A 19,080-nucleotide genomic window follows, 5' to 3' on the forward strand; every position below is an offset into this window, starting at 1 on the left:
TTTATATACCCTCCCTTTCAATGTCAGACATCGCTACTTTATGCGTGTCCGAAATAGATTTTAATGGGTATACTTTGCCATGCTCGTCATAATATTTATGCTGTTCTTGTTGATAATTGGCCTCGACATTTTGACGTATTACTTTACGCTCTAAACGTGTTTCTGGCTCAATATTAGGAATAGCTGATAACAGGCGCTTTGTATAAATATGTTGTGGACTCGTGTATATATCATTTCGAGTGCCTGTTTCCACAAAGCGTCCTTTATACATGATAGCTATGTGATCACACATATGCTTCACAACACCTAGGTCATGCGAAATAAATAAATAACTGAGTCCAAATTCACTCTGAATGTCTTTCATAAAATTCAGCACTTGAGCTTGTACAGATAAATCTAGTGCAGAGACCGGTTCATCAGCAATAATCATTTTCGGATTACAAGCAACTGCACGGGCAATCCCAAGACGTTGCTTCTGACCACCTGAAAATTCATGTGGATACTTTAACAATACATCTTCAGACATACCTACTATCGCTAGTAACTCTTTAATGCGCTTACGTTCCTCTTGATCACTAAGCTTCATAAAATTTCGAATAGGCTCTGCTAAAATGTCTAATACACGTTTTCTAGGATTCATACTTGAATGAGCATCTTGGAAAATCATTTGAATATCTTTGTTATAGGCTGAATCACGATTTCTGCGCTGGTTAGTAACATTCTCACCTTCATAGAAAATTTGACCCGAGGTGATCTTCTCTAGACCTATAATGGCCTTCCCAGTTGTCGATTTTCCAGAACCTGATTCTCCTACTAAACCGTATGTTTTCCCTTTTTCAAATTCCATTGCAACGCCATCAACCGCATATACCTTATCGACTACTGTATTAAAAAAGCCCCCTCGAATTGGGTAATGAACATTTAAATCACTAATTTGCATAAAGCTCATACAGTCCCGCCTCCTTCTCCACCCTCTAATTGAAAGTGTTTCCAGCAGGTACATCTAACAAAATGTCCTGGTGCAATTTCATGTAATTGTGGTTTTCTTTCGTGTGCAGATGCATCAATCCACGGTATTCGCGCTGAAAATCGGCAACCTTCCCGTGGTAAATTCACCAGTGATGGTACCATACCTTGAATAACTTCAAGTCTTTCATTTTCACTATGTGTTTGTGGAATAGAATTCAATAACGAACGAGTGTAAGGATGTTTAGCGTTCGTAAATAATTCTTGAACAGGTGCTTCTTCTACTACTTCACCTGCATACATTACTGCAACTCGATCAGCTATTTCTGCCACAACGCCTAAATCATGGGTAATTAAGATAATACCTGTTTCAGTTTCTGACTGTAGTGCTTTTAGTAGGTCAAGTATTTGAGCTTGGATCGTTACATCTAAAGCTGTTGTCGGCTCATCCGCAATTAAAATGGAAGGTTTACACGACAGCGCAATAGCAATCACGACACGCTGCCTCATCCCCCCGGACAATTGATGAGGGAATTGTCTGGCCACACGCTCTGGTTTAGCGATGCCTACCTGATTCAATAATTCTAGTACTCTCTCCCCGCGTTGTTGTTTTGAGAGCTTTGTATGATACATTAGCCCCTCTGCAATTTGTTCCCCAATCCGCATTAAAGGATTAAGGGCTGAAAGGGGATCCTGAAAAATAAAACCAATATCATTACCACGCAAACTATTAAATTGTTCGTCATTCAGGCTCGTTAAATTTTGATTATTATAAAGAATTTCACCTTTAACTTTTGTATTTACAGGATTGTACAAGCCTACAACGGTAGTAGCTAATGTACTTTTACCACAACCCGATTCCCCAACGATTGCTAATACTTCATTCTTTTTAAGCGAAAGCGAGACATCATCTACAGCAGCGTGGTAAGTTTCTTTAATACGGAAACTTGTAGTGAGATTTCTAATTGTTAATAGGTCATTTGCTGTATTCAAACAATCTCCCCCCTCCTATATTCAATATTCTGAAAAATGATTATGTTTCGCTTTAAAATTTATTTCAGAATTATATTTTAATGAAAGATTTATTTACACCTCCAATAATATTTATGAACACCTTTACTATTTTTTACATTTTCATACAATCAAAACCATGATTGAATTGTCTGAAAATTAACTGTGATATTATTTTATCTGGAAATAATACATTAAATCAAGTGTATTTTTCTAAATATTATAAAGATACAAATAATTCAACTCCATACATCTTTACAAAACATTTTTATAAACTTAATTTTTTCTTTACTTAATTGTTTGTTCCTTTTTCAACCTTCTATCTAACCTCTTCTATTTTTATTATTTAAATATAATATTTTCGAATTAATTATGTTAATTTTATTACTAAAATATCTTTTAAATACCTAGATTATATTGATATAACAGGTAATAATAATAAAATTTCCATTTAAATAAGTATATGAATTTCTAACTATTTGTTTTTCACAAATAGTTTTCTCGTTTAAAGCGTTGAAAATTAAACACTAATTTCAATATACTGAAAAAGTAATTTTTTTTATTTCTTTTTTCTTAATCATTTACGTACATCTTGATTATATTCTTCCCCAAAAAATATTAGCTTTTTAAATAGTATATGCAAAAATAAAGGTAATATATTCTAAAAACTTCAAATTAAAGACTATTAAAATAGATTAATTATTCATTTATATGGAAGTATCTAACTGGTAATAATAATAGCTACTTGATGTAGCGAGGTTGATCTGCTCATTATTAGAAACGTAACTCTATACGTTGGTGCAGAAATGTCTATATTGTAAATAAAAAGAAAACAATTTATCATAAAACTATTAACGTACAATTTTCTCTTGATTATATGTAAGAAAGAAAAGGTGAAATGTATACATATGAAAAATCGCGTTGTCCAATTGCTATTTGTATTTACAATAGCAGTAATTATGATCATATTCTTAAATAAGTCTGTTATTTCCTTATATACCTTAATCGGCATACTATTACCTATCACAATTATAGGGATTTCCTTCGTTATCTTTATTGAAAATCGTTCCCCGCAAAGTACATTGGCTTGGTTTTTAGTATTAGCCATTCTCCCAGTTATCGGTGTACTTTTGTACTTGCTATTCGGAAGAAGTCGCTGGAGAAGAAAGAAACATTTATCTCGTTCAGAAGAAAAAAGGAAGTTATTCCGTGAAATTTTAGCAGGAAGAAGTTTTAATTTAGAACCCTCTTCCCCTTTAAATGAACGATCCACCTATTTGACCCAAGTTATACAAAAGTTTGGCGGTGGTCCTGTTGCTAATGATACAGCAACAAAACTCTTAACAAACGGAGATGAAACATTTACCGAAATCCTACAAGCGATTGAAAATGCAACACATCATATTCATATTCAATACTATATTTATCGCTCAGATGAAATCGGTACAACAATTCGAGATGCCTTAATAAGAAAAGCAAAATCTGGCGTGCTCGTACGCTTTCTTTACGATGGACTTGGCAGTAGTAAATTACGGAGGAGTTTCTTACAACCAATGAAAGAAGTGGGAATTGAAGTAGTTGAATTTGATTCTATTCTTTCACCGTGGCTATTAGAAACCGTCAATTATCGTAACCACCGTAAGATTGTGATTGTAGATGGGACAATTGGTTTTACAGGCGGGCTCAATGTCGGAGATGAATATCTTAGTCGTTCGAAGAAGTTTCCCATTTGGCGTGATAGCCATTTAAAAATAGAAGGAAAAGCCTTATATAAACTGCAGGCCATTTTCCTAGAAGATTTTCTCTATGCCACTAGTAGTTTAAATACTGAGTCTTGGAATCACTTTATGGATAGCACATACTTTCCAAGTCAAGGCGCTCATCAGGCAGAAGGTGCCGTACAAATCGTTGCAAGTGGACCTAGCTCAGAAGATACAAGTATTCGGAATGCTTTATTGAAAATTATGGGCTCTGCAAAAAAGTCCATTTGGATTGCTACTCCGTACTTCATTCCTGATCAGGAAACATTAACTTTATTACGTTTGAGTGCACTTTCCGGCGTAGATGTCCGTATTTTATATCCTGGAAAAGGCGATAGCATCATTAGTGATCAAGCATCCCAATCATACTTTACACCACTTTTAAAAGCGGGCGTCTCCATTTACCGCGTTAAAGATGCTTTTATGCATGCTAAGATTGTACTTGTTGATGATGAAGTTGCAACAATTGGTACAGCAAATATGGATATTCGTAGTTTTGAGCTTAATTACGAACTCATTGCTGTCCTATATGAAACTAAAACGGTTCTAGATATTAAAAATGATTTTGAACAAGATTTTAAAGACTCCATAGAAATTACATGGGCGTCATTTCAAAAGCGAAGTATTCAAAAACGCATGCTTGAATCTCTTACGCGACTCATTTCTCCGCTACTGTAAATTTAAAAGGATTCATACACAGTTTTGTGTATGAATCCTTTTTTGCTCTTTGGACGGTGGATGTCGATAAAAATGAAAAGTTGGGTGATAAAATGTGAAAGTTGGGTGATAAAACTTGAAAGTTTGTCGATAAAAATGAAAAGTTGGTCGATAATTCCTGAAAGTGTTTCAATAAAACTAAAAAGTTGGGATGTCATGTGAATTGGTTGATTTGCCGAAGAAGCCTACTTTATTTAGTTTGAGGCAATATTTTTTCAACAAATGAAAAGGTGGTATGAAAAAATTCATACCACCCTTTATTAAATCAATTATGCCTCGGCATAATTGCGTCCGGAATCGATTTTGTGCTTAGGCCTGCACGAGGGCCAATATGATGTTGGTCACTCAGTCGTGTGTTGTTGTTGTTGTTGCCGCTTCGCTTTCGCACAGATAAATTGCCACTGGACGTGGCGTTTTTAGACTGAGTTCCTTTATTTCAGCGGGTGTTTGAACACCCGCTGAAATAAGTTAAAGCTCTCCTGCTTTTAATTTTCCATGCCAGTCTTTTAAGAACGGAATATCTCCTTCTTGAATAGCGCCTGATTCATTAGCTGCTTCTATTAAATAATCGAAATTTGTTAGAGATACATATTTAATGCCCGCCTCATCAAATGCTTGTTCAGCACGTGGAAGATTGTAAGTGTAGACACAAACAACGCCCAGTACTTCACAGCCTGCTGCGCGTAAGGCTTCTACAGCTGTAATCGATGAGCCGCCTGTAGAAACGATATCTTCTACGACTACAACTTTTTGACCTGCTGCGTATTTTCCTTCGATTTGGTTACCACGGCCATGCTCTTTTGCTTTAGAGCGTACATAAACCATTGGTAATTCTAAAATATCACTTACCCAAGCGGCATGTGGAATGCCTGCTGTTGCTGTACCTGCTACGATTTCTGTTGTACTAAAGTTTTCCTTAATTAAAGATGCTAGACCGTTTGCTAATTGCTTACGAATTACAGGGTCAGAAATTGTTAGGCGTGTATCACAGTAAATTGGAGATTTAATGCCTGATGCCCATGTGAATAGTTCTGTTGGATTTAATTCGACTGCGCCTACTTTTAACATAGCGTGTGCGATTTCATTTTGTAATGTCATAGTTATGCCTCCCATAATTCACTTACGATTTTATATGCTGCTACTGGATCTTGTGCGCCTGTAACGGCACGTCCAACGACGATTAACGAAGAACCGTCACGTTTTGCGCCGTCTGGTGTTGCAATGCGCTTTTGGTCGTGCGCGTCGCCACCTGCTAATCGGATACCAGGCGTCACACGCAAGAAATCTTCACCACACACTTCAGCAATCGCTTTTGCCTCATGTACGGAGCAGACAACACCATTTAAACCAGCTTGTTTTGTTAAGCTTGCGTAATGTAATACAGATTCCTGTAGAGATAAAGCAATTTTTTGCTCTGCTTGCATTTGCTTTTCTGTTGTAGAAGTCAGCTGTGTTACGGCAATTAATGCCGCACGTTCACGTCCTGCAGGCGTACCGGCTTCAAGCCCCTCTAGTGCTGCCTCCATCATCGGACGTCCACCTGCCGCATGAACGTTGACTAAATCTACCCCTAATTTTGCTAGACCTTTCATAGCGGAGCCAACTGTATTAGGAATATCGTGTAATTTTAAATCTAAAAAAATATCATGCCCTAGATCTTTTACCTTGCGTACAATATCAGGCCCTTCCTGCATATATAATTCCATACCAATTTTCACGAAAAGAGGCTCGTTAAAGTACTTTAGAAAACTGAATACTTCTGTTTCTCCAGGAAAATCTAGTGCAAGTATTGGTTTTGTATTCATGAACGATGGCTCCTTCCGATAATATCTGAAATATGCTCTACTCCTAATTGATCGAGCTTTGCTGGTAGTTCATCAATTATATTTGGACAAACGAAGTGATCCACAAAGTTTGCTGTTCCAACAGCAACTGCCGATGCGCCGGCCGACATAAAGTCTATAACATCCTGCGCTTCTGTCACACCACCCATCCCAATAATCGGAATATTGACAGCCTTATACACCTCATAGACCATGCGAATCGCCACTGGCTTTACGGCAGGACCCGATAAGCCGCCTGTACCATTGGCAATCACTGGCTTACCAGTACGCTCATCTAGACGCATACCGATTAGTGTATTAATCATTGTAATGCCATCTGCACCACCCGCTTCAACAGCTTGTGCAATTTCTACGATATTCGTTACGTTAGGAGACAATTTCACGTATACAGGCACTTCAGAAACAGCTTTGACAGCTTTCACTAGCTCACGTGCAGTTGCAGGGTCTGTACCGAATTGAATACCACCACATTTAACGTTCGGACAAGAAATGTTAAGCTCTAATGCTTTAACATTTGGTGCAGTTGAAATACGACGTGCTACTTCCACGTAATCTTCTGTTTCCGTACCAGCAACATTTGCAATGATTGGCACATCATACGCTTCTAGAAATTTCAATTCTTCATTCATTACTTTATCGATTCCGGGATTTTGTAAACCAATGGCATTCAACATCCCTGCTGCTGTTTCTGCGACACGCGGAGTTGGATTGCCGGGACGTGTTTCCACAGTCGTAGCTTTAATCATAATAGCGCCGAGCTTTGATAAATCATAAAGCTGTGCATATTCACGTCCAAAGCCAAAGCAACCGGAAGCTGGCATTATTGGATTTTTTAAATCTAAACCTGGTAATTGAATGTTTAAACGACTCATAATGCCACCGTACCTTTCGGGAAAACTGGACCGTCAGAGCATACTTTGACATAGTCTTTTGCTACTTGATCTGTTGTTTTACATACGCATGCAAAACAAGCACCGATCCCACAGCCCATACGCTCTTCAAATGATAAATAACCTTCTTTTTCTGGATAAAAGCCTTCAAGTGCTTTTAACATTGGTAGCGGACCGCAAGAATAAAAGACATCAAATTCAGGTGCTCGGGACTCTAAAACATTTGTCACAAAGCCCTTTGTTCCTTTAGAGCCGTCAACCGTTACATAATGCGTTTCTCCAAGGGCACTGAATTCTTCCTCATAGAAGCATACATCTTCCGATTGAAAGCCTAGCACATGAATTGTTTTAACACCACGCGCGTTCAATTGCTTGGAAAGCTCATGTAATGGAGGTACTCCAATTCCTCCACCAACTAGTAGGGCTGTGCCTCCCTCTTTTACTGCTTCTACCGGGAACCCATTACCGATTGGACCAAGAACATTGACAAGCTGCCCTTCTCGATTTGTCGCTAACACTTTTGTTCCGCGACCCTCCGCACGATAAATCATTGTAAATTCGTTGTTGCCTTTATCTATGTTTGCAATACTTATTGGTCGACGTAAAAGCGGCTCCAATGAATCTGACACCTTTACATGGACAAACTGGCCAGGTGTCATATCCTGAACCAGTTCTCCACGAAGTGTCAATTCGAAAATGTTTGTCGCAATTTGCTTTTGAGAGACGACCGTCATTTTCTCTTGACGAATCATATTAATGTACTACCTCCGCTTTTGGCATTTGTTCTGCTGTGAATGTCATTGATTCAATAACTCGGACCATCGCTTCCGCTGTGTCTAATGAAGTTAAGCAAGGTACGCCATTTTCTACAGACTCACGACGAATTCTGAAGCCATCACGTGCCGGTTGCTTACCTTTTGTTAAAGTGTTGACAACAAGCTGTGCCTCACCGTTTTGAATTAAATCGATTAATGTTTGACCTTTTGCACCGATTTTGCCAACTATATCTGTGCGTACGCCTGCAGCTTCAAACGCTTTAGCTGTACCTTCAGTTGCGACAATACGATAGCCTACTGTTGAGAAGCGTTTTGCAAGTGCAATTGCTTCCTCTTTATCTTTATCGGACACTGTGAACAATACTGTGCCTTCTGTGCGAATTTCCATGCCTGCTGCAACTAAACCTTTGTAAAGTGCTTTTTCTAATGTTGCATCTTTCCCCATTACTTCACCTGTTGATTTCATTTCAGGCCCTAGTGTAATGTCAACACGACGTAATTTAGCGAAGGAGAATACTGGCACTTTCACGAAGACACCTTTTTGTTCAGGCGCTAACCCTGTTGGATAGCCTTGTTCTACGATTGATTTCCCAAGAATTGCTTTCGTTGCAATATTCGCCATCGGAATGTTTGTAATTTTACTTAAGAACGGTACTGTACGAGATGAACGAGGGTTCACCTCAATGACAAATACTTCGCCCTGTGAAATAACATATTGAATGTTCATTAAGCCTATGATGCCAAGACCTTTTGCAAGGCGAGTTGTATAATCCACTAACGTATCTTTTTGCGCTTGTGTTAATTTTTGTGGCGGGTATACAGAGATCGAGTCACCAGAGTGAACCCCTGCACGCTCGATATGCTCCATAATACCTGGAATTAAGACATTTTCACCGTCACAAATGGCATCTACTTCAATTTCTTGACCAGTTAAGTAGCGGTCTACTAATACTGGATGATCTGGAGATGCTTCTACCGCGTTCTCCATATAATGTTGTAATTCCTCTTCGTTGTAGACAATTTCCATTGCGCGTCCACCTAGTACGTATGAAGGACGAACTAGTACCGGGAAGCCTAGACGTTCACTAATAGCAAGTGCTTCCTCCGTTGATACAGCTGTTTGACCTAGTGGCTGTGGAATGTTCAATTCACGTAACGCTTGCTCGAATTTGTCTCGGTTTTCCGCACGGTCGATATCTTCAAGAGATGTACCTAGGATTTTCACGCCATTTGCAGCTAATTTATCAGCTAGATTAATAGCTGTTTGACCACCGAATTGTACAACTACTCCAATTGGTTGCTCAAGGTCGATAATATGCATAACGTCTTCGATTGTTAATGGCTCAAAGTATAATTTATCTGAAACCGAGAAGTCAGTTGATACTGTCTCTGGATTTGAGTTAATAATAATTGCTTCGTAGCCTGCTTCTTGAATTGCCCATACTGAGTGTACTGTTGCGTAGTCGAATTCAACCCCTTGACCAATGCGGATTGGACCAGAACCAAGTACAATAACTGATGGCTTGTCTGATTTGATCGATTCGTTTTCATCCTCATATGTGCCATAGAAGTATGGTGTTTCAGATTCAAACTCCGCTGCACATGTATCAACCATTTTGTATACTGGGATAATGCCATTTTCTTTACGATATGCATATACTTCTTCTGGTGTTGTTTCCCAAAGCTCAGCAATCTTCTTATCTGCAAAGCCTAGTCGTTTTGCTGTACGTAACACTTCTTTATCGTCTTTATTGTCAGCAAGTGTTTGCTCCATATCTACGATGTTTTTGAATTTATTTAAGAAGAATAAGTCAATGGCAGACCATTCATGGATTTGCTCAATAGTTACACCGCGACGAAGTGCTTCACCGATGAAGAATAGACGCTCGTCACCTGCTTTACGGATACGTTTTTCAATCCAAGAATCAGTGTTTTCTTCTGCATGTTTCAGCTCTAAGTGAACTTGACCTGTTTCAAGAGAGCGCACTGCTTTTAGCATAGCTTCCTCAAATGTACGACCAAGTGCCATTACTTCACCAGTCGCTTTCATTTGTGTACCAAGATTACGCTTTGCTGATTCGAATTTATCGAATGGCCAACGTGGAATTTTCGCCACGATGTAGTCTAGAGCTGGCTCGAAGCAAGCATATGTTGAACCTGTTACAGGGTTTTTGATTTCATCTAATGTTAAACCAACCGCAATTTTTGCTGCTAGTTTTGCAATAGGATAGCCTGTTGCTTTTGACGCTAACGCTGATGAGCGTGATACACGAGGGTTTACTTCGATCACATAGTAATTAAAGCTATATGGATCAAGCGCTAATTGTACGTTACAGCCACCTTCGATTTTCAGTGCACGGATAATATCTAAAGAGATATTACGTAACATTTGGTTTTCACGGTCTGAGAGTGTTTGAGTAGGTGCCACTACAATAGAGTCACCTGTATGAATTCCAACTGGGTCAACATTTTCCATGTTACATACAACGATGGCGTTGTCAGCAGCATCACGCATTACTTCATATTCGATTTCTTTATAACCAGCAATCGATTTTTCAAGTAAACATTGTGTTACTGGAGAATATTTTAGACCAGATGTAACAATCTCCTCTAGATCTTGATCGTTGTAGCAAATACCGCCGCCTGTACCACCAAGTGTGAAGGCAGGACGAACAATTACTGGGTAGCCAATTTTCGCTACAAAGTTTTTCGCTTCGTCTAAGTTATGGATAATATCTGAGTCAGGTACTGGAGCACCTAGCTCATACATTAAATTACGGAAAAGATCGCGGTCTTCCGCTTTATGGATCGCTTCTAATTTTGTACCAAGAATTTCAATATCAAGCTCATCTAGAATTCCTGATTTATCTAATTCAATGGCCATATTTAAACCAGTTTGACCACCAAGTGTTGGCAGGATAGCATCTGGACGCTCTTTACGTAGAATTCGTGATACAAACTCAAGTGTAATTGGCTCAATATATACTTTGTCGGCAATTTCTGTATCTGTCATAATTGTCGCAGGGTTTGAGTTTATTAAAATAACGCGGTAGCCTTCTTCTTTTAAAGAAAGACAAGCTTGTGTTCCTGCGTAGTCAAATTCTGCTGCTTGTCCGATTACGATTGGACCTGATCCGATTACTAAAATAGTTTCAATATCTGTACGTTTAGGCATGTTGTTTCCCCTTCCCTGCTTCTACTTCCATCATTTCGATAAATTCATCAAATAAGTGATTTGAATCCTCTGGACCCGGTGATGCTTCTGGGTGATATTGCACTGTGAAGATTGGATATTTCTTGTGACGCACACCCTCACAAGTACCATCATTTAATGCGATATGTGTTATTTCTAAATCTGTATCTTTTAATGAATCGATGTCGATTGCATAACCATGATTTTGAGATGTTAAATCTGTACGACCTGTGCGTAAATCTTTTACTGGATGGTTACCACCACGGTGACCGAATGGTAATTTAAAGCTTCGTGCACCACATGCTAGCGAGAAGATTTGGTGACCTAAGCAAATACCGAACATTGGCACTTTTCCAATTAAATTGCGTACTGTTTCAATGCCTTCTGCTACGTCTTCAGGGTTACCTGGACCGTTTGACAGCATAATGCCATCTGGATGCCACGCTAAAATTTCTTCTGCCGAAGTATTGTAAGGGACAACGAGTACGTCGCAATCACGTTTGTTTAACTCACGAAGGATACCGTGCTTCATACCATAGTCAATTAATACGACGCGTTTGCCACGACCTGGTGATGGGTAGGCTGCTTTCGGTGAAACTTCACGAACATGATGTGTAATCGCTGGTGTTGCCTGTAATTTTGCCACGATTTCATCCACATTCACTTCTTCATCAGCCGCTGTTAAAATAGCCTTTACTGACCCTTTACTGCGAATAATGCGTGTTAATTTTCGTGTATCGATTCCTTCAATCCCCGGGATATCCTTGGATGTTAAGTACTCATCTACTGTTAAGTCACAGCGGAAGTTTGAAGGTGTTTTTGCTAATTCACGAACTACAAATCCACGAATAGCCGGTGTGATCGATTCAAAATCATCACGGTTAATACCGTAATTACCGATTAAAGGGTAAGTTAACGTTACGATTTGTCCGTAGAATGAAGGATCTGAAATTGTTTCCTGATATCCTGTCATCCCTGTTGTGAATACAACCTCACCTTGTGAAGCGCGCTCACTACCGAACGCTGTACCTGTAAATACTGTGCCATCTTCTAAAATAAGTAAACGTTTTTTCATTACTCTGCCTCCTGGTATACGATATTGCCTTCAAAAATTGTAAGGACTGGCCATCCTTTTGCAGTCCAACCATTGAATGGTGTATTGCGTCCTTTTGAAACAAAGCCTTCTGCATCAATTGTTTGCTCTTTATTTAAATCAATTAAAATCATATCTGCTGAAGCTCCAACTTCTAATGTGCCATATGGTAAATCAAATATTTGAGCTGCCTTTACAGACATCCAGTCAATCAACTGTTTTAACGTCCATTTCCCTGTTTCTACAAACTGTGTATAAAGTAATGGGAAGGCTGTTTCAAAGCCTACAATGCCAAACGGTGCGCCTACCATGCCACAGCATTTTTCTTCTACTGTATGTGGAGCATGATCTGTAGCGATACAATCGATTGTACCGTCTAGCAACGCTGCGTGAAGTGAGTCTTTATCATCTATTCCACGTAATGGAGGATTCATTTTCCAGTTTGCATCATCTGATGGAATATCCATTTCTTCAAGTAATAAATGGTGTGGGCAAACTTCTGCCGTGACGCGAATTCCTGCTGCTTTCGCATCACGTACTGCACGTACAGATTCCTTCGTTGATACGTGACATACGTGGTAGCGTGCTCCAGCGGCTTCTGCCAGTAGAACATCTCGTGCAATTTGCACAGATTCACAAATCGATGGAATTCCTGGTAAACCAAGCTCTTGATTACGTTTCCCTTCATGCATCACACCGTCGTAAATTAATGAGTTATCTTCACAGTGTGCGACAACAACCACATCGTGCTGTGCTGCATCTTTCATTTGCTCATACATTGTTGAAGCAAGCTGGATCCCAACACCATCATCTGAAAATGCGACAGCCCCATGTGCTTTTAATTCTTCAATATTTGTACGAACCTCACCTGAAATGTCCCTTGTTAATGAGCCGTATGGAAGTACTCGAATAGCTGCACTTTCTTTAATAAGTCCGTTAATCAGCTGCATGTTTTCTACTGAATCTGGCACTGGTTTCGTATTTGGCATCGCGCAAATTGTTGTGAAGCCACCTTTTGCTGCTGATGCTGAACCTGTAGCAATTGTTTCTTTATGTTCAAAGCCCGGCTCACGTAAATGTGTGTGAACATCGACAAAGCCTGGTGCAACAACTAAACCATTTCCTTCGATTACTTCTGCGCCTGCTACATCTACGTTTTGACCTATTGCAGTAATTTTGCCATCTGCCATAGCGATATTTACTGTATATAGCTCGCCTTGTTCATTTACCATTTGTACATTTTGAAGAATTTTTGTCATGTTACTCTCTCCCCTTTAAAATTGTTTCAACAATAGCCATTCGTGTATAAACACCATTTCGAACCTGCTCGAAAATTCTAGAACGCTCGCATTCTACTAGCTCTGAAGCAATTTCTACATCACGATTGACCGGTGCTGGATGCATGATAATTGCCTTTTCTTTCATTTGTTTCTCACGTTCAATTGTTAAACCGTACTCTTCATGATAGCTCTCTTTTGAGAAGCTTTTATTTACCTTATGACGTTCATGCTGCACACGAAGTAACATAATCACATCGCTTATTTCGATTAAATCATCCCAAGAATGATGTGCTTCGAAACTGCCTGCCCAGTCTTCTGGACAAAGGAAATGAACATTTGCCCCTAGTCGCTGTAACGCTAACGCATTCGATTTCGCTACACGGCTATGGCAAATATCTCCAGCGATTGTCACATTTAACCCTTCAAAAGAACCAAACTCTTTTTTGATTGTATAAAGATCTAATAGTGATTGAGACGGATGCTGACCAGTGCCGTCACCTCCGTTAATAATAGACACATTGATGCCTTCAAGTAGTTCATTGTAATATGCATCTTCCTTTGCACGAATGACTACTGCGTCCATACCAATCATTTCTAACGTCTTTACCGTATCGTACAATGTCTCTCCTTTAGAGACGCTCGAAAAGCTACCGTCAAATGGGATAACGATACAGCCAGCTTTGCGCTCTGCCATTTCAAAGCTTGTTTTCGTGCGCGTACTTGGTTCAAAAAATAAATTTGCAACGTTGTACGGGCGAGATAACGATGATGCTTCACCATTCTCAAAAGCTTGCGCACGATCTAGAATGTGGTTAATTTCTTCAATTGTTAAATGTTCCATCGATAATAAGTTCTTCATTGTAACCTCCGTAGGGTTTGTTTCATGAACGTTTATGTAAAACGTTCTCTAAAATCAATTTCGCCTTGGCGTAATTGTTGCTGTCGCTACGTTAGCACTGCGCTTTCGCACAGATAAACAATGCGTCCGGATTTTGAATTGTGCTAAGGCCTGCAGGATGCAGGTCAGTTAGCCGTTTTCGCAGGATGCGAAGGTTTTAGGCTAACATCCTTATATTCATTCCTTTGAAAATCCGTGACAACCGCCGGAGGCTTTATCTTCATTCATCTCACCTTTCTTATAGGTGGGATGAATGAAGATAATAAAAGCCCCGTTGATGTCATCAACGAGGCATAAGGAGGCGTGACAAACTACAGCAGGATACACTCCTACTACTTGCTTATCTACAACTTCCCTTTTTTTGCCTCTCTGGACAATTCATTAAAAGGTACTTCTATGAATTTTCATTTTGATTGTACGGTACTGGTAGTTCCGCTTCTTTTTTACCTGGTAGAATGGCATTTAAAACAACACCGATAATCGCTGCTAATGCCATACCTTCAATACTCAGTGATTCTGAAATGACGAACTTTGCACCACCGATGCCAATGACTAAAATAACAGAGGCAATAACCAAGTTACGACTATTCCCAAAGTCGATATGATTATCCACTAACATTCGTAATCCACTTGCTGCAATTATACCGAAGAGTAAGATGGAAACCCCACCAAGTACAGCTGTTGGAATTGTTGCAATAACTGCCATTGCTTTCCCGAAGAATGATAGTAAAATGGCTACGACTGCTGCACCTGCAATAACGTATATGCTGTATACACGAGTGATAGCAAGGACACCGATATTTTCACCGTAAGTTGTTTTCGGCGGACCTCCGATTAATGCACTAATAAATGTACCAATTCCGTCCCCTAATAACGAACGATGTAAGCCTGGCTCTTTAATATAATCTCGATTGACAACTTTACCTAATACTAACTGGTGACCAATATGCTCTGAAATCGTTACGATAACGATTGGCACCATTGTTAGGAGCAGCTTTGTTGTGATTTCAAACTCATAGTGAACTCCTGGGATTAAGAAGTCCGGTAGTGCAAAGAAATCTGCTTTCGCAATTGGTGAATAATCAACAATGTCGATCATCATTGAGTAAACATATCCTACAATTAAGCCAATTAAGATCGGCATTGTACTTAAAATGCCTTTAAAGGCAATCGTGAAAATTATGGCTGTAAATAATGTCACTAACGCTGCTGAGAAGTGTAAAAAGCTATATTTACCATCAACATTCATCGCCATATTAACCGCTGTCCCTGATAATCCAAGACCAATTACCATAATGACTGGCCCTACTACAATCGGCGGTAAAATTTTCATGATCCATTTATAGCCGCTTTTCCAAATGATTAGGGATACGATACCATATGTAATCCCGACTGCCATTGCACCAATCATTGCATGACCTGGATTTACACTGGTACCATCTTTATTTAAACCACCTGCCACTAGTAAAATCGGCGCAATAAAGGCAAATGATGATCCTAAATAAGCAGGTACTTGAAATTTCGTAATTAATAAGAAGAACAGTGTAGCAATCCCACTCGTTAAAAGGGCAATTGCTGGACTAAGACCTACCAACTGAGGAACTAAGATCGTTGACCCAAACATGGCAAACATGTGCTGGAAACTTAATGTCACTAATTGGACTGGGGTCGGTTTATCCTTAATATCTAATACTGCATTTGACATAATGTTTCCTCACTTTATAGTTAGTCTTCTTTAAAAATGATGACGCCATCTTCTCCGTCCACTTCTTGTAAATTTACGACAATACGCTCTGCTCCAGATGTTGGTACATTTTTACCAACATAATCAGCTCTTATCGGAAGCTCTCTATGTCCTCTATCAATAAGAACTGCAAGTTGAATTTGTGCAGGACGTCCTAAATCCATCAATGCATCTAGCGCTGCGCGTACTGTACGCCCCGTATAAAGTACATCATCGACTAAAATAATTTTTTGATTGACGATCACATAATCAATATCTACTTGCTCAACATGTGCCTGTTCATTATCATGCTTTGTCGTTAAATCATCTCGATAGAGGGTGATGTCAAGCTCCCCCGTACGGATTGGTTTGCCTTCAATTTTTTCAATTCGTTCTGCTAGGCGTTTTGCAAGAAAGGCACCTCGTGTTTTAATACCAACTAAAATACATTCGTCGATCCCTTTATTGCGTTCAATAATTTCGTGTGCAATGCGTGTTAACGCTCTTGCCATAGATGGGCCATCTAATAACTCATTTTGTGCCATGTAAGTTTCCTCCTCTCTTCTATCTATTGTTGGTCATGTGTCCATAAAAAAACCTCTCGAGGCGAATAGCCTGAGAGGGTTATATACGTGTTTAAATAGCATGTTAAAAAAATTTGCAACACAAATTTTTCGCAACACTTTCACATGTACCTTCTCAGCCTCTCTGGACTGCCATTAAAGGTGAATATTTAGTTAAGTTGTTCATTCACTTTCGTTAGTATAGACCTTCTTTTACTATACGTCAATGCATATTTCGTAAATCATTTAATAATTGTTCATAATCAGCAGGAATTGGAGCTTCGAACTCCATATATTCGCCAGATGTAGGGTGATCGAATCCTAAAATTCCTGCATGTAATACTTGTCCATTAAAGTCTATTGTCTTTTTTGGTCCATATTTTGGATCACCAACAAGAGGGTAGCCAATATATTTCATATGCACGCGAATTTGATGAGTTCGTCCTGTTTCTAAACGACATTCCATAAGAGTGTACTCGCCAAAGCGTTCGATAACTTGGAAGTGAGTTACTGCATGCTTCCCTTTATCGACAACTGCTTGTTTTTGACGATCTTTTTGGTCGCGTCCAATCGGTGCATCAATCGTTCCTTTATCATGTGCAATATGCCCGTGTACTAGCGCAGTATATTTACGTGTTACTGTTTTATTGACTAGCTGATTCACTAACGATTCATGAGCTGCATCATTTTTAGCAACCATCAATAGTCCTGATGTATCCTTATCAATACGATGCACAATTCCCGGACGCATAACGCCATTAATGCCTGATAAATCCTGACAATGATACATTAAGCCGTTTACAAGAGTACCTGTCATATGTCCAGGCGCTGGATGGACAACCATGCCCTTTGGTTTATTCACAACAAGGACATCTGCATCCTCATAAACAATATCAAGATCTAAGTTTTCAGGAATGACATCTAATGGCTCTGCTTCAGGTACATCGACTTCTACAATATCCCCTACTTTTACCTTATACTTCGCCTTGACAGTCTCTCCATTTACTTTGATAATACCATCAGTAATCCAATTACCAATTTGTGTACGCGACCACTCTGATTGCACACTCGAAAGTGCCTTATCAATGCGCTCTCCCTGTTGTTGTTCTTCCATTGTATATGTTACTTGCGTCATTGTTTCACCTGTTTCTTTCCTTTTTTATCTTCCATGATTATGCCAATCATTAATATTACTACCGCCATTGTTAAAGCTGCATCCGCAATATTGAAGATTGGGAAATCATAATTAATTACTGGAATTAATACATTTACAAAATCGACCACTTCACCTCTAAATATACGGTCAATAAAATTCCCTACAGCTCCCCCTAATAAAAGCATTAAGCCCACTTGAAAAATAGGTTTACCTTTAGCCTCTTTATGATAAAAATATAAGATGGCACAAATAACACCTATCGTAACAATGCTAAATAACCACATTTGGCCTTCTAACATTCCCCATGCAGCTCCTTTATTTCGATGAGACACTATCCCAAACCACGGCTCCCATACTGAAATTCGTTCACGAAACTCCATATTTTTCACAATTAGCCATTTCGTCCATTGATCTAAAAGAATCACGAATGCGGCCAATCCATAATATTTATACACAGACATTCCTCCGTTCGCTCAACATCTAACCTATTCTACCATAAGAGCCCATCTCAGAATAACTAATATAGCATGAAAATATGGATCATCACCATTTTGCAGGGTTTATTTTTTGTTCTGACTGGGCGCTTCTCTAAGGGCGTTCGCTGAGCTATTCGTCGTTTTGGCGGTTCTATCCACGATTTTGGTGGTCCTATCCATCATTTTGACTCTTCTTTCCGTCGCTCTGGCCTTTCTATCCGTCGTTTTGACTCTTCTTTCCGTCACTTTGGCATTTCTATCCGTCGTTTTGACTCTTCTTTCCGTCGCTCTGGTTTTCTTCCGTCACTTCGGCTCTTCTTTCCGTCACTCTGGTTTCAATCCGTCATTCTGGCTCTTCTTTCCGTCGCTTTGACATTTCTATCCGTCGTTCTGGCTCTTCTTTCCGTCACTCTGGTTTTCTTCCGTCACTTCGGTTCTTCTTTCCGTCGCTCTGGACTTCCTATCCGTCGCTTTGACTCTTCTTTTCGTCGCTCTGGTTTTCTTCCGTCGCTTCGGCTCTTCTTTCCGTCGCTCTGGACTTCCTATCCGTCGCTTTGGCTCTTCTCTCCTTCGCTTTGGCCTTTCCTTCTATCGCTTCGACTCTTCTTTCCGTCGCTCTGGTTTTCATCCGTCACTTTAGCTCTTCTTTCCGTCGCTTTGGCATTTCTATCCGTCGTTCTGGCTCTTCTTTCCGTCACTCTGGTTTCAATCCGTCATTCTGGCTCTTCTTTCCG

General features: G+C 39.5%; 15 protein-coding genes. 1 reads left to right on the forward strand and 14 read right to left on the reverse strand.

From position 1 onward, the window contains the following. Window position 1 precedes the first annotated feature (1 nt). On the reverse strand, window positions 2–949 hold the full coding sequence (locus ACFXN8_RS22075; RefSeq protein ID WP_386847671.1) for an ATP-binding cassette domain-containing protein: 948 nt from the start codon (window positions 947–949) through the stop codon (window positions 2–4). Then, window positions 946–1,959 (reverse strand): ABC transporter ATP-binding protein, encoded by a 1,014-nt coding sequence (locus ACFXN8_RS22080; protein ID WP_376077852.1) that lies wholly within the window; start codon window positions 1,957–1,959, stop codon window positions 946–948. The genes ACFXN8_RS22075 and ACFXN8_RS22080 overlap by 4 nt, the downstream gene beginning before the upstream one ends. Before the next feature lie 926 nt (window positions 1,960–2,885). Between ACFXN8_RS22080 and ACFXN8_RS22085 the strand changes: the two genes are divergently transcribed. Then, window positions 2,886–4,415 (forward strand): cardiolipin synthase, encoded by a 1,530-nt coding sequence (locus tag ACFXN8_RS22085; protein WP_386847672.1) that lies wholly within the window; start codon window positions 2,886–2,888, stop codon window positions 4,413–4,415. A gap of 507 nt (window positions 4,416–4,922) precedes the next feature. Here the strand turns inward: ACFXN8_RS22085 and pyrE are convergent. The 12 genes from pyrE to lspA form a co-directional block, all read right to left on the reverse strand. Then, window positions 4,923–5,552 carry an orotate phosphoribosyltransferase gene (gene pyrE / locus ACFXN8_RS22090; protein ID WP_386847673.1) on the reverse strand — a complete coding sequence of 210 codons (630 nt, stop codon included), beginning with the start codon at window positions 5,550–5,552 and terminating at the stop codon, window positions 4,923–4,925. A gap of 2 nt (window positions 5,553–5,554) precedes the next feature. Continuing rightward, entirely contained in the window at window positions 5,555–6,259 is a 705-nt protein-coding gene (pyrF, locus tag ACFXN8_RS22095) for an orotidine-5'-phosphate decarboxylase (protein WP_386847674.1), read from the reverse strand. Next, entirely contained in the window at window positions 6,256–7,170 is a 915-nt protein-coding gene (locus tag ACFXN8_RS22100; protein ID WP_386847675.1) for a dihydroorotate dehydrogenase, read from the reverse strand. The genes pyrF and ACFXN8_RS22100 overlap by 4 nt, the downstream gene beginning before the upstream one ends. After that, the gene (locus ACFXN8_RS22105; protein WP_386847676.1) at window positions 7,167–7,940 is read right to left on the reverse strand and encodes a dihydroorotate dehydrogenase electron transfer subunit; all 774 of its coding nucleotides are present in this window, start codon (window positions 7,938–7,940) and stop codon (window positions 7,167–7,169) included. The genes ACFXN8_RS22100 and ACFXN8_RS22105 overlap by 4 nt, the downstream gene beginning before the upstream one ends. 1 nt (window position 7,941) lies before the next feature. Next, on the reverse strand, window positions 7,942–11,139 hold the full coding sequence (gene carB, locus ACFXN8_RS22110; protein WP_386847677.1) for a carbamoyl-phosphate synthase large subunit: 3,198 nt from the start codon (window positions 11,137–11,139) through the stop codon (window positions 7,942–7,944). After that, a complete protein-coding gene (locus ACFXN8_RS22115; protein WP_386847678.1) occupies window positions 11,132–12,232 on the reverse strand; it encodes a carbamoyl phosphate synthase small subunit in 1,101 nt (366 codons plus the stop codon). Before ACFXN8_RS22115 ends, carB begins: the two co-directional genes overlap by 8 nt. Continuing rightward, window positions 12,232–13,509, reverse strand: a complete 1,278-nt coding sequence (locus ACFXN8_RS22120) for a dihydroorotase (RefSeq protein ID WP_376075940.1) — start codon at window positions 13,507–13,509, stop codon at window positions 12,232–12,234. The genes ACFXN8_RS22115 and ACFXN8_RS22120 overlap by 1 nt, the downstream gene beginning before the upstream one ends. A gap of 1 nt (window position 13,510) precedes the next feature. Next, a complete protein-coding gene (locus ACFXN8_RS22125; RefSeq protein ID WP_376075939.1) occupies window positions 13,511–14,389 on the reverse strand; it encodes an aspartate carbamoyltransferase catalytic subunit in 879 nt (292 codons plus the stop codon). 433 nt (window positions 14,390–14,822) lie between these two features. Further along, window positions 14,823–16,133: a solute carrier family 23 protein gene (locus ACFXN8_RS22130; protein WP_376075938.1), complete on the reverse strand. Its 1,311-nt coding sequence runs from the start codon at window positions 16,131–16,133 to the stop codon at window positions 14,823–14,825. A gap of 20 nt (window positions 16,134–16,153) precedes the next feature. After that, window positions 16,154–16,696 carry a bifunctional pyr operon transcriptional regulator/uracil phosphoribosyltransferase PyrR gene (pyrR, locus tag ACFXN8_RS22135; RefSeq protein WP_376075936.1) on the reverse strand — a complete coding sequence of 181 codons (543 nt, stop codon included), beginning with the start codon at window positions 16,694–16,696 and terminating at the stop codon, window positions 16,154–16,156. A 241-nt stretch (window positions 16,697–16,937) separates the two neighbouring features. Then, the gene (locus tag ACFXN8_RS22140; protein WP_386847679.1) at window positions 16,938–17,849 is read right to left on the reverse strand and encodes an RluA family pseudouridine synthase; all 912 of its coding nucleotides are present in this window, start codon (window positions 17,847–17,849) and stop codon (window positions 16,938–16,940) included. Next, window positions 17,846–18,325 (reverse strand): signal peptidase II, encoded by a 480-nt coding sequence (gene lspA, locus ACFXN8_RS22145; protein ID WP_376075932.1) that lies wholly within the window; start codon window positions 18,323–18,325, stop codon window positions 17,846–17,848. The genes ACFXN8_RS22140 and lspA overlap by 4 nt, the downstream gene beginning before the upstream one ends. Between the last annotated feature and the right edge of the window lie 755 nt (window positions 18,326–19,080).

The sequence above is a fragment of the Lysinibacillus sp. NPDC059133 genome, from assembly GCF_042755925.1.
Classification (GTDB): Bacteria; Bacillota; Bacilli; order Bacillales_A; family Planococcaceae; genus Lysinibacillus.

What these genes read in the sequence shown, in the direction of transcription:
- ACFXN8_RS22130 (WP_376075938.1), bottom strand. Translation starts at nt 16,133, where the DNA reads ATGTCAAATGCAGTATTAGATATTAAGGATAAACCGACCCCAGTCCAA.
- pyrR (WP_376075936.1), bottom strand. Translation starts at nt 16,696, where the DNA reads ATGGCACAAAATGAGTTATTAGATGGCCCATCTATGGCAAGAGCGTTA.
- ACFXN8_RS22120 (WP_376075940.1), bottom strand. Translation starts at nt 13,509, where the DNA reads ATGACAAAAATTCTTCAAAATGTACAAATGGTAAATGAACAAGGCGAG.
- pyrE (WP_386847673.1), bottom strand. Translation starts at nt 5,552, where the DNA reads ATGACATTACAAAATGAAATCGCACACGCTATGTTAAAAGTAGGCGCA.
- ACFXN8_RS22100 (WP_386847675.1), bottom strand. Translation starts at nt 7,170, where the DNA reads ATGAGTCGTTTAAACATTCAATTACCAGGTTTAGATTTAAAAAATCCA.
- ACFXN8_RS22075 (WP_386847671.1), bottom strand. Translation starts at nt 949, where the DNA reads ATGAGCTTTATGCAAATTAGTGATTTAAATGTTCATTACCCAATTCGA.
- ACFXN8_RS22115 (WP_386847678.1), bottom strand. Translation starts at nt 12,232, where the DNA reads ATGAAAAAACGTTTACTTATTTTAGAAGATGGCACAGTATTTACAGGT.
- carB (WP_386847677.1), bottom strand. Translation starts at nt 11,139, where the DNA reads ATGCCTAAACGTACAGATATTGAAACTATTTTAGTAATCGGATCAGGT.
- ACFXN8_RS22085 (WP_386847672.1), top strand. Translation starts at nt 2,886, where the DNA reads ATGAAAAATCGCGTTGTCCAATTGCTATTTGTATTTACAATAGCAGTA.
- ACFXN8_RS22105 (WP_386847676.1), bottom strand. Translation starts at nt 7,940, where the DNA reads ATGATTCGTCAAGAGAAAATGACGGTCGTCTCTCAAAAGCAAATTGCG.
- ACFXN8_RS22125 (WP_376075939.1), bottom strand. Translation starts at nt 14,389, where the DNA reads ATGAAGAACTTATTATCGATGGAACATTTAACAATTGAAGAAATTAAC.
- pyrF (WP_386847674.1), bottom strand. Translation starts at nt 6,259, where the DNA reads ATGAATACAAAACCAATACTTGCACTAGATTTTCCTGGAGAAACAGAA.
- ACFXN8_RS22140 (WP_386847679.1), bottom strand. Translation starts at nt 17,849, where the DNA reads ATGACGCAAGTAACATATACAATGGAAGAACAACAACAGGGAGAGCGC.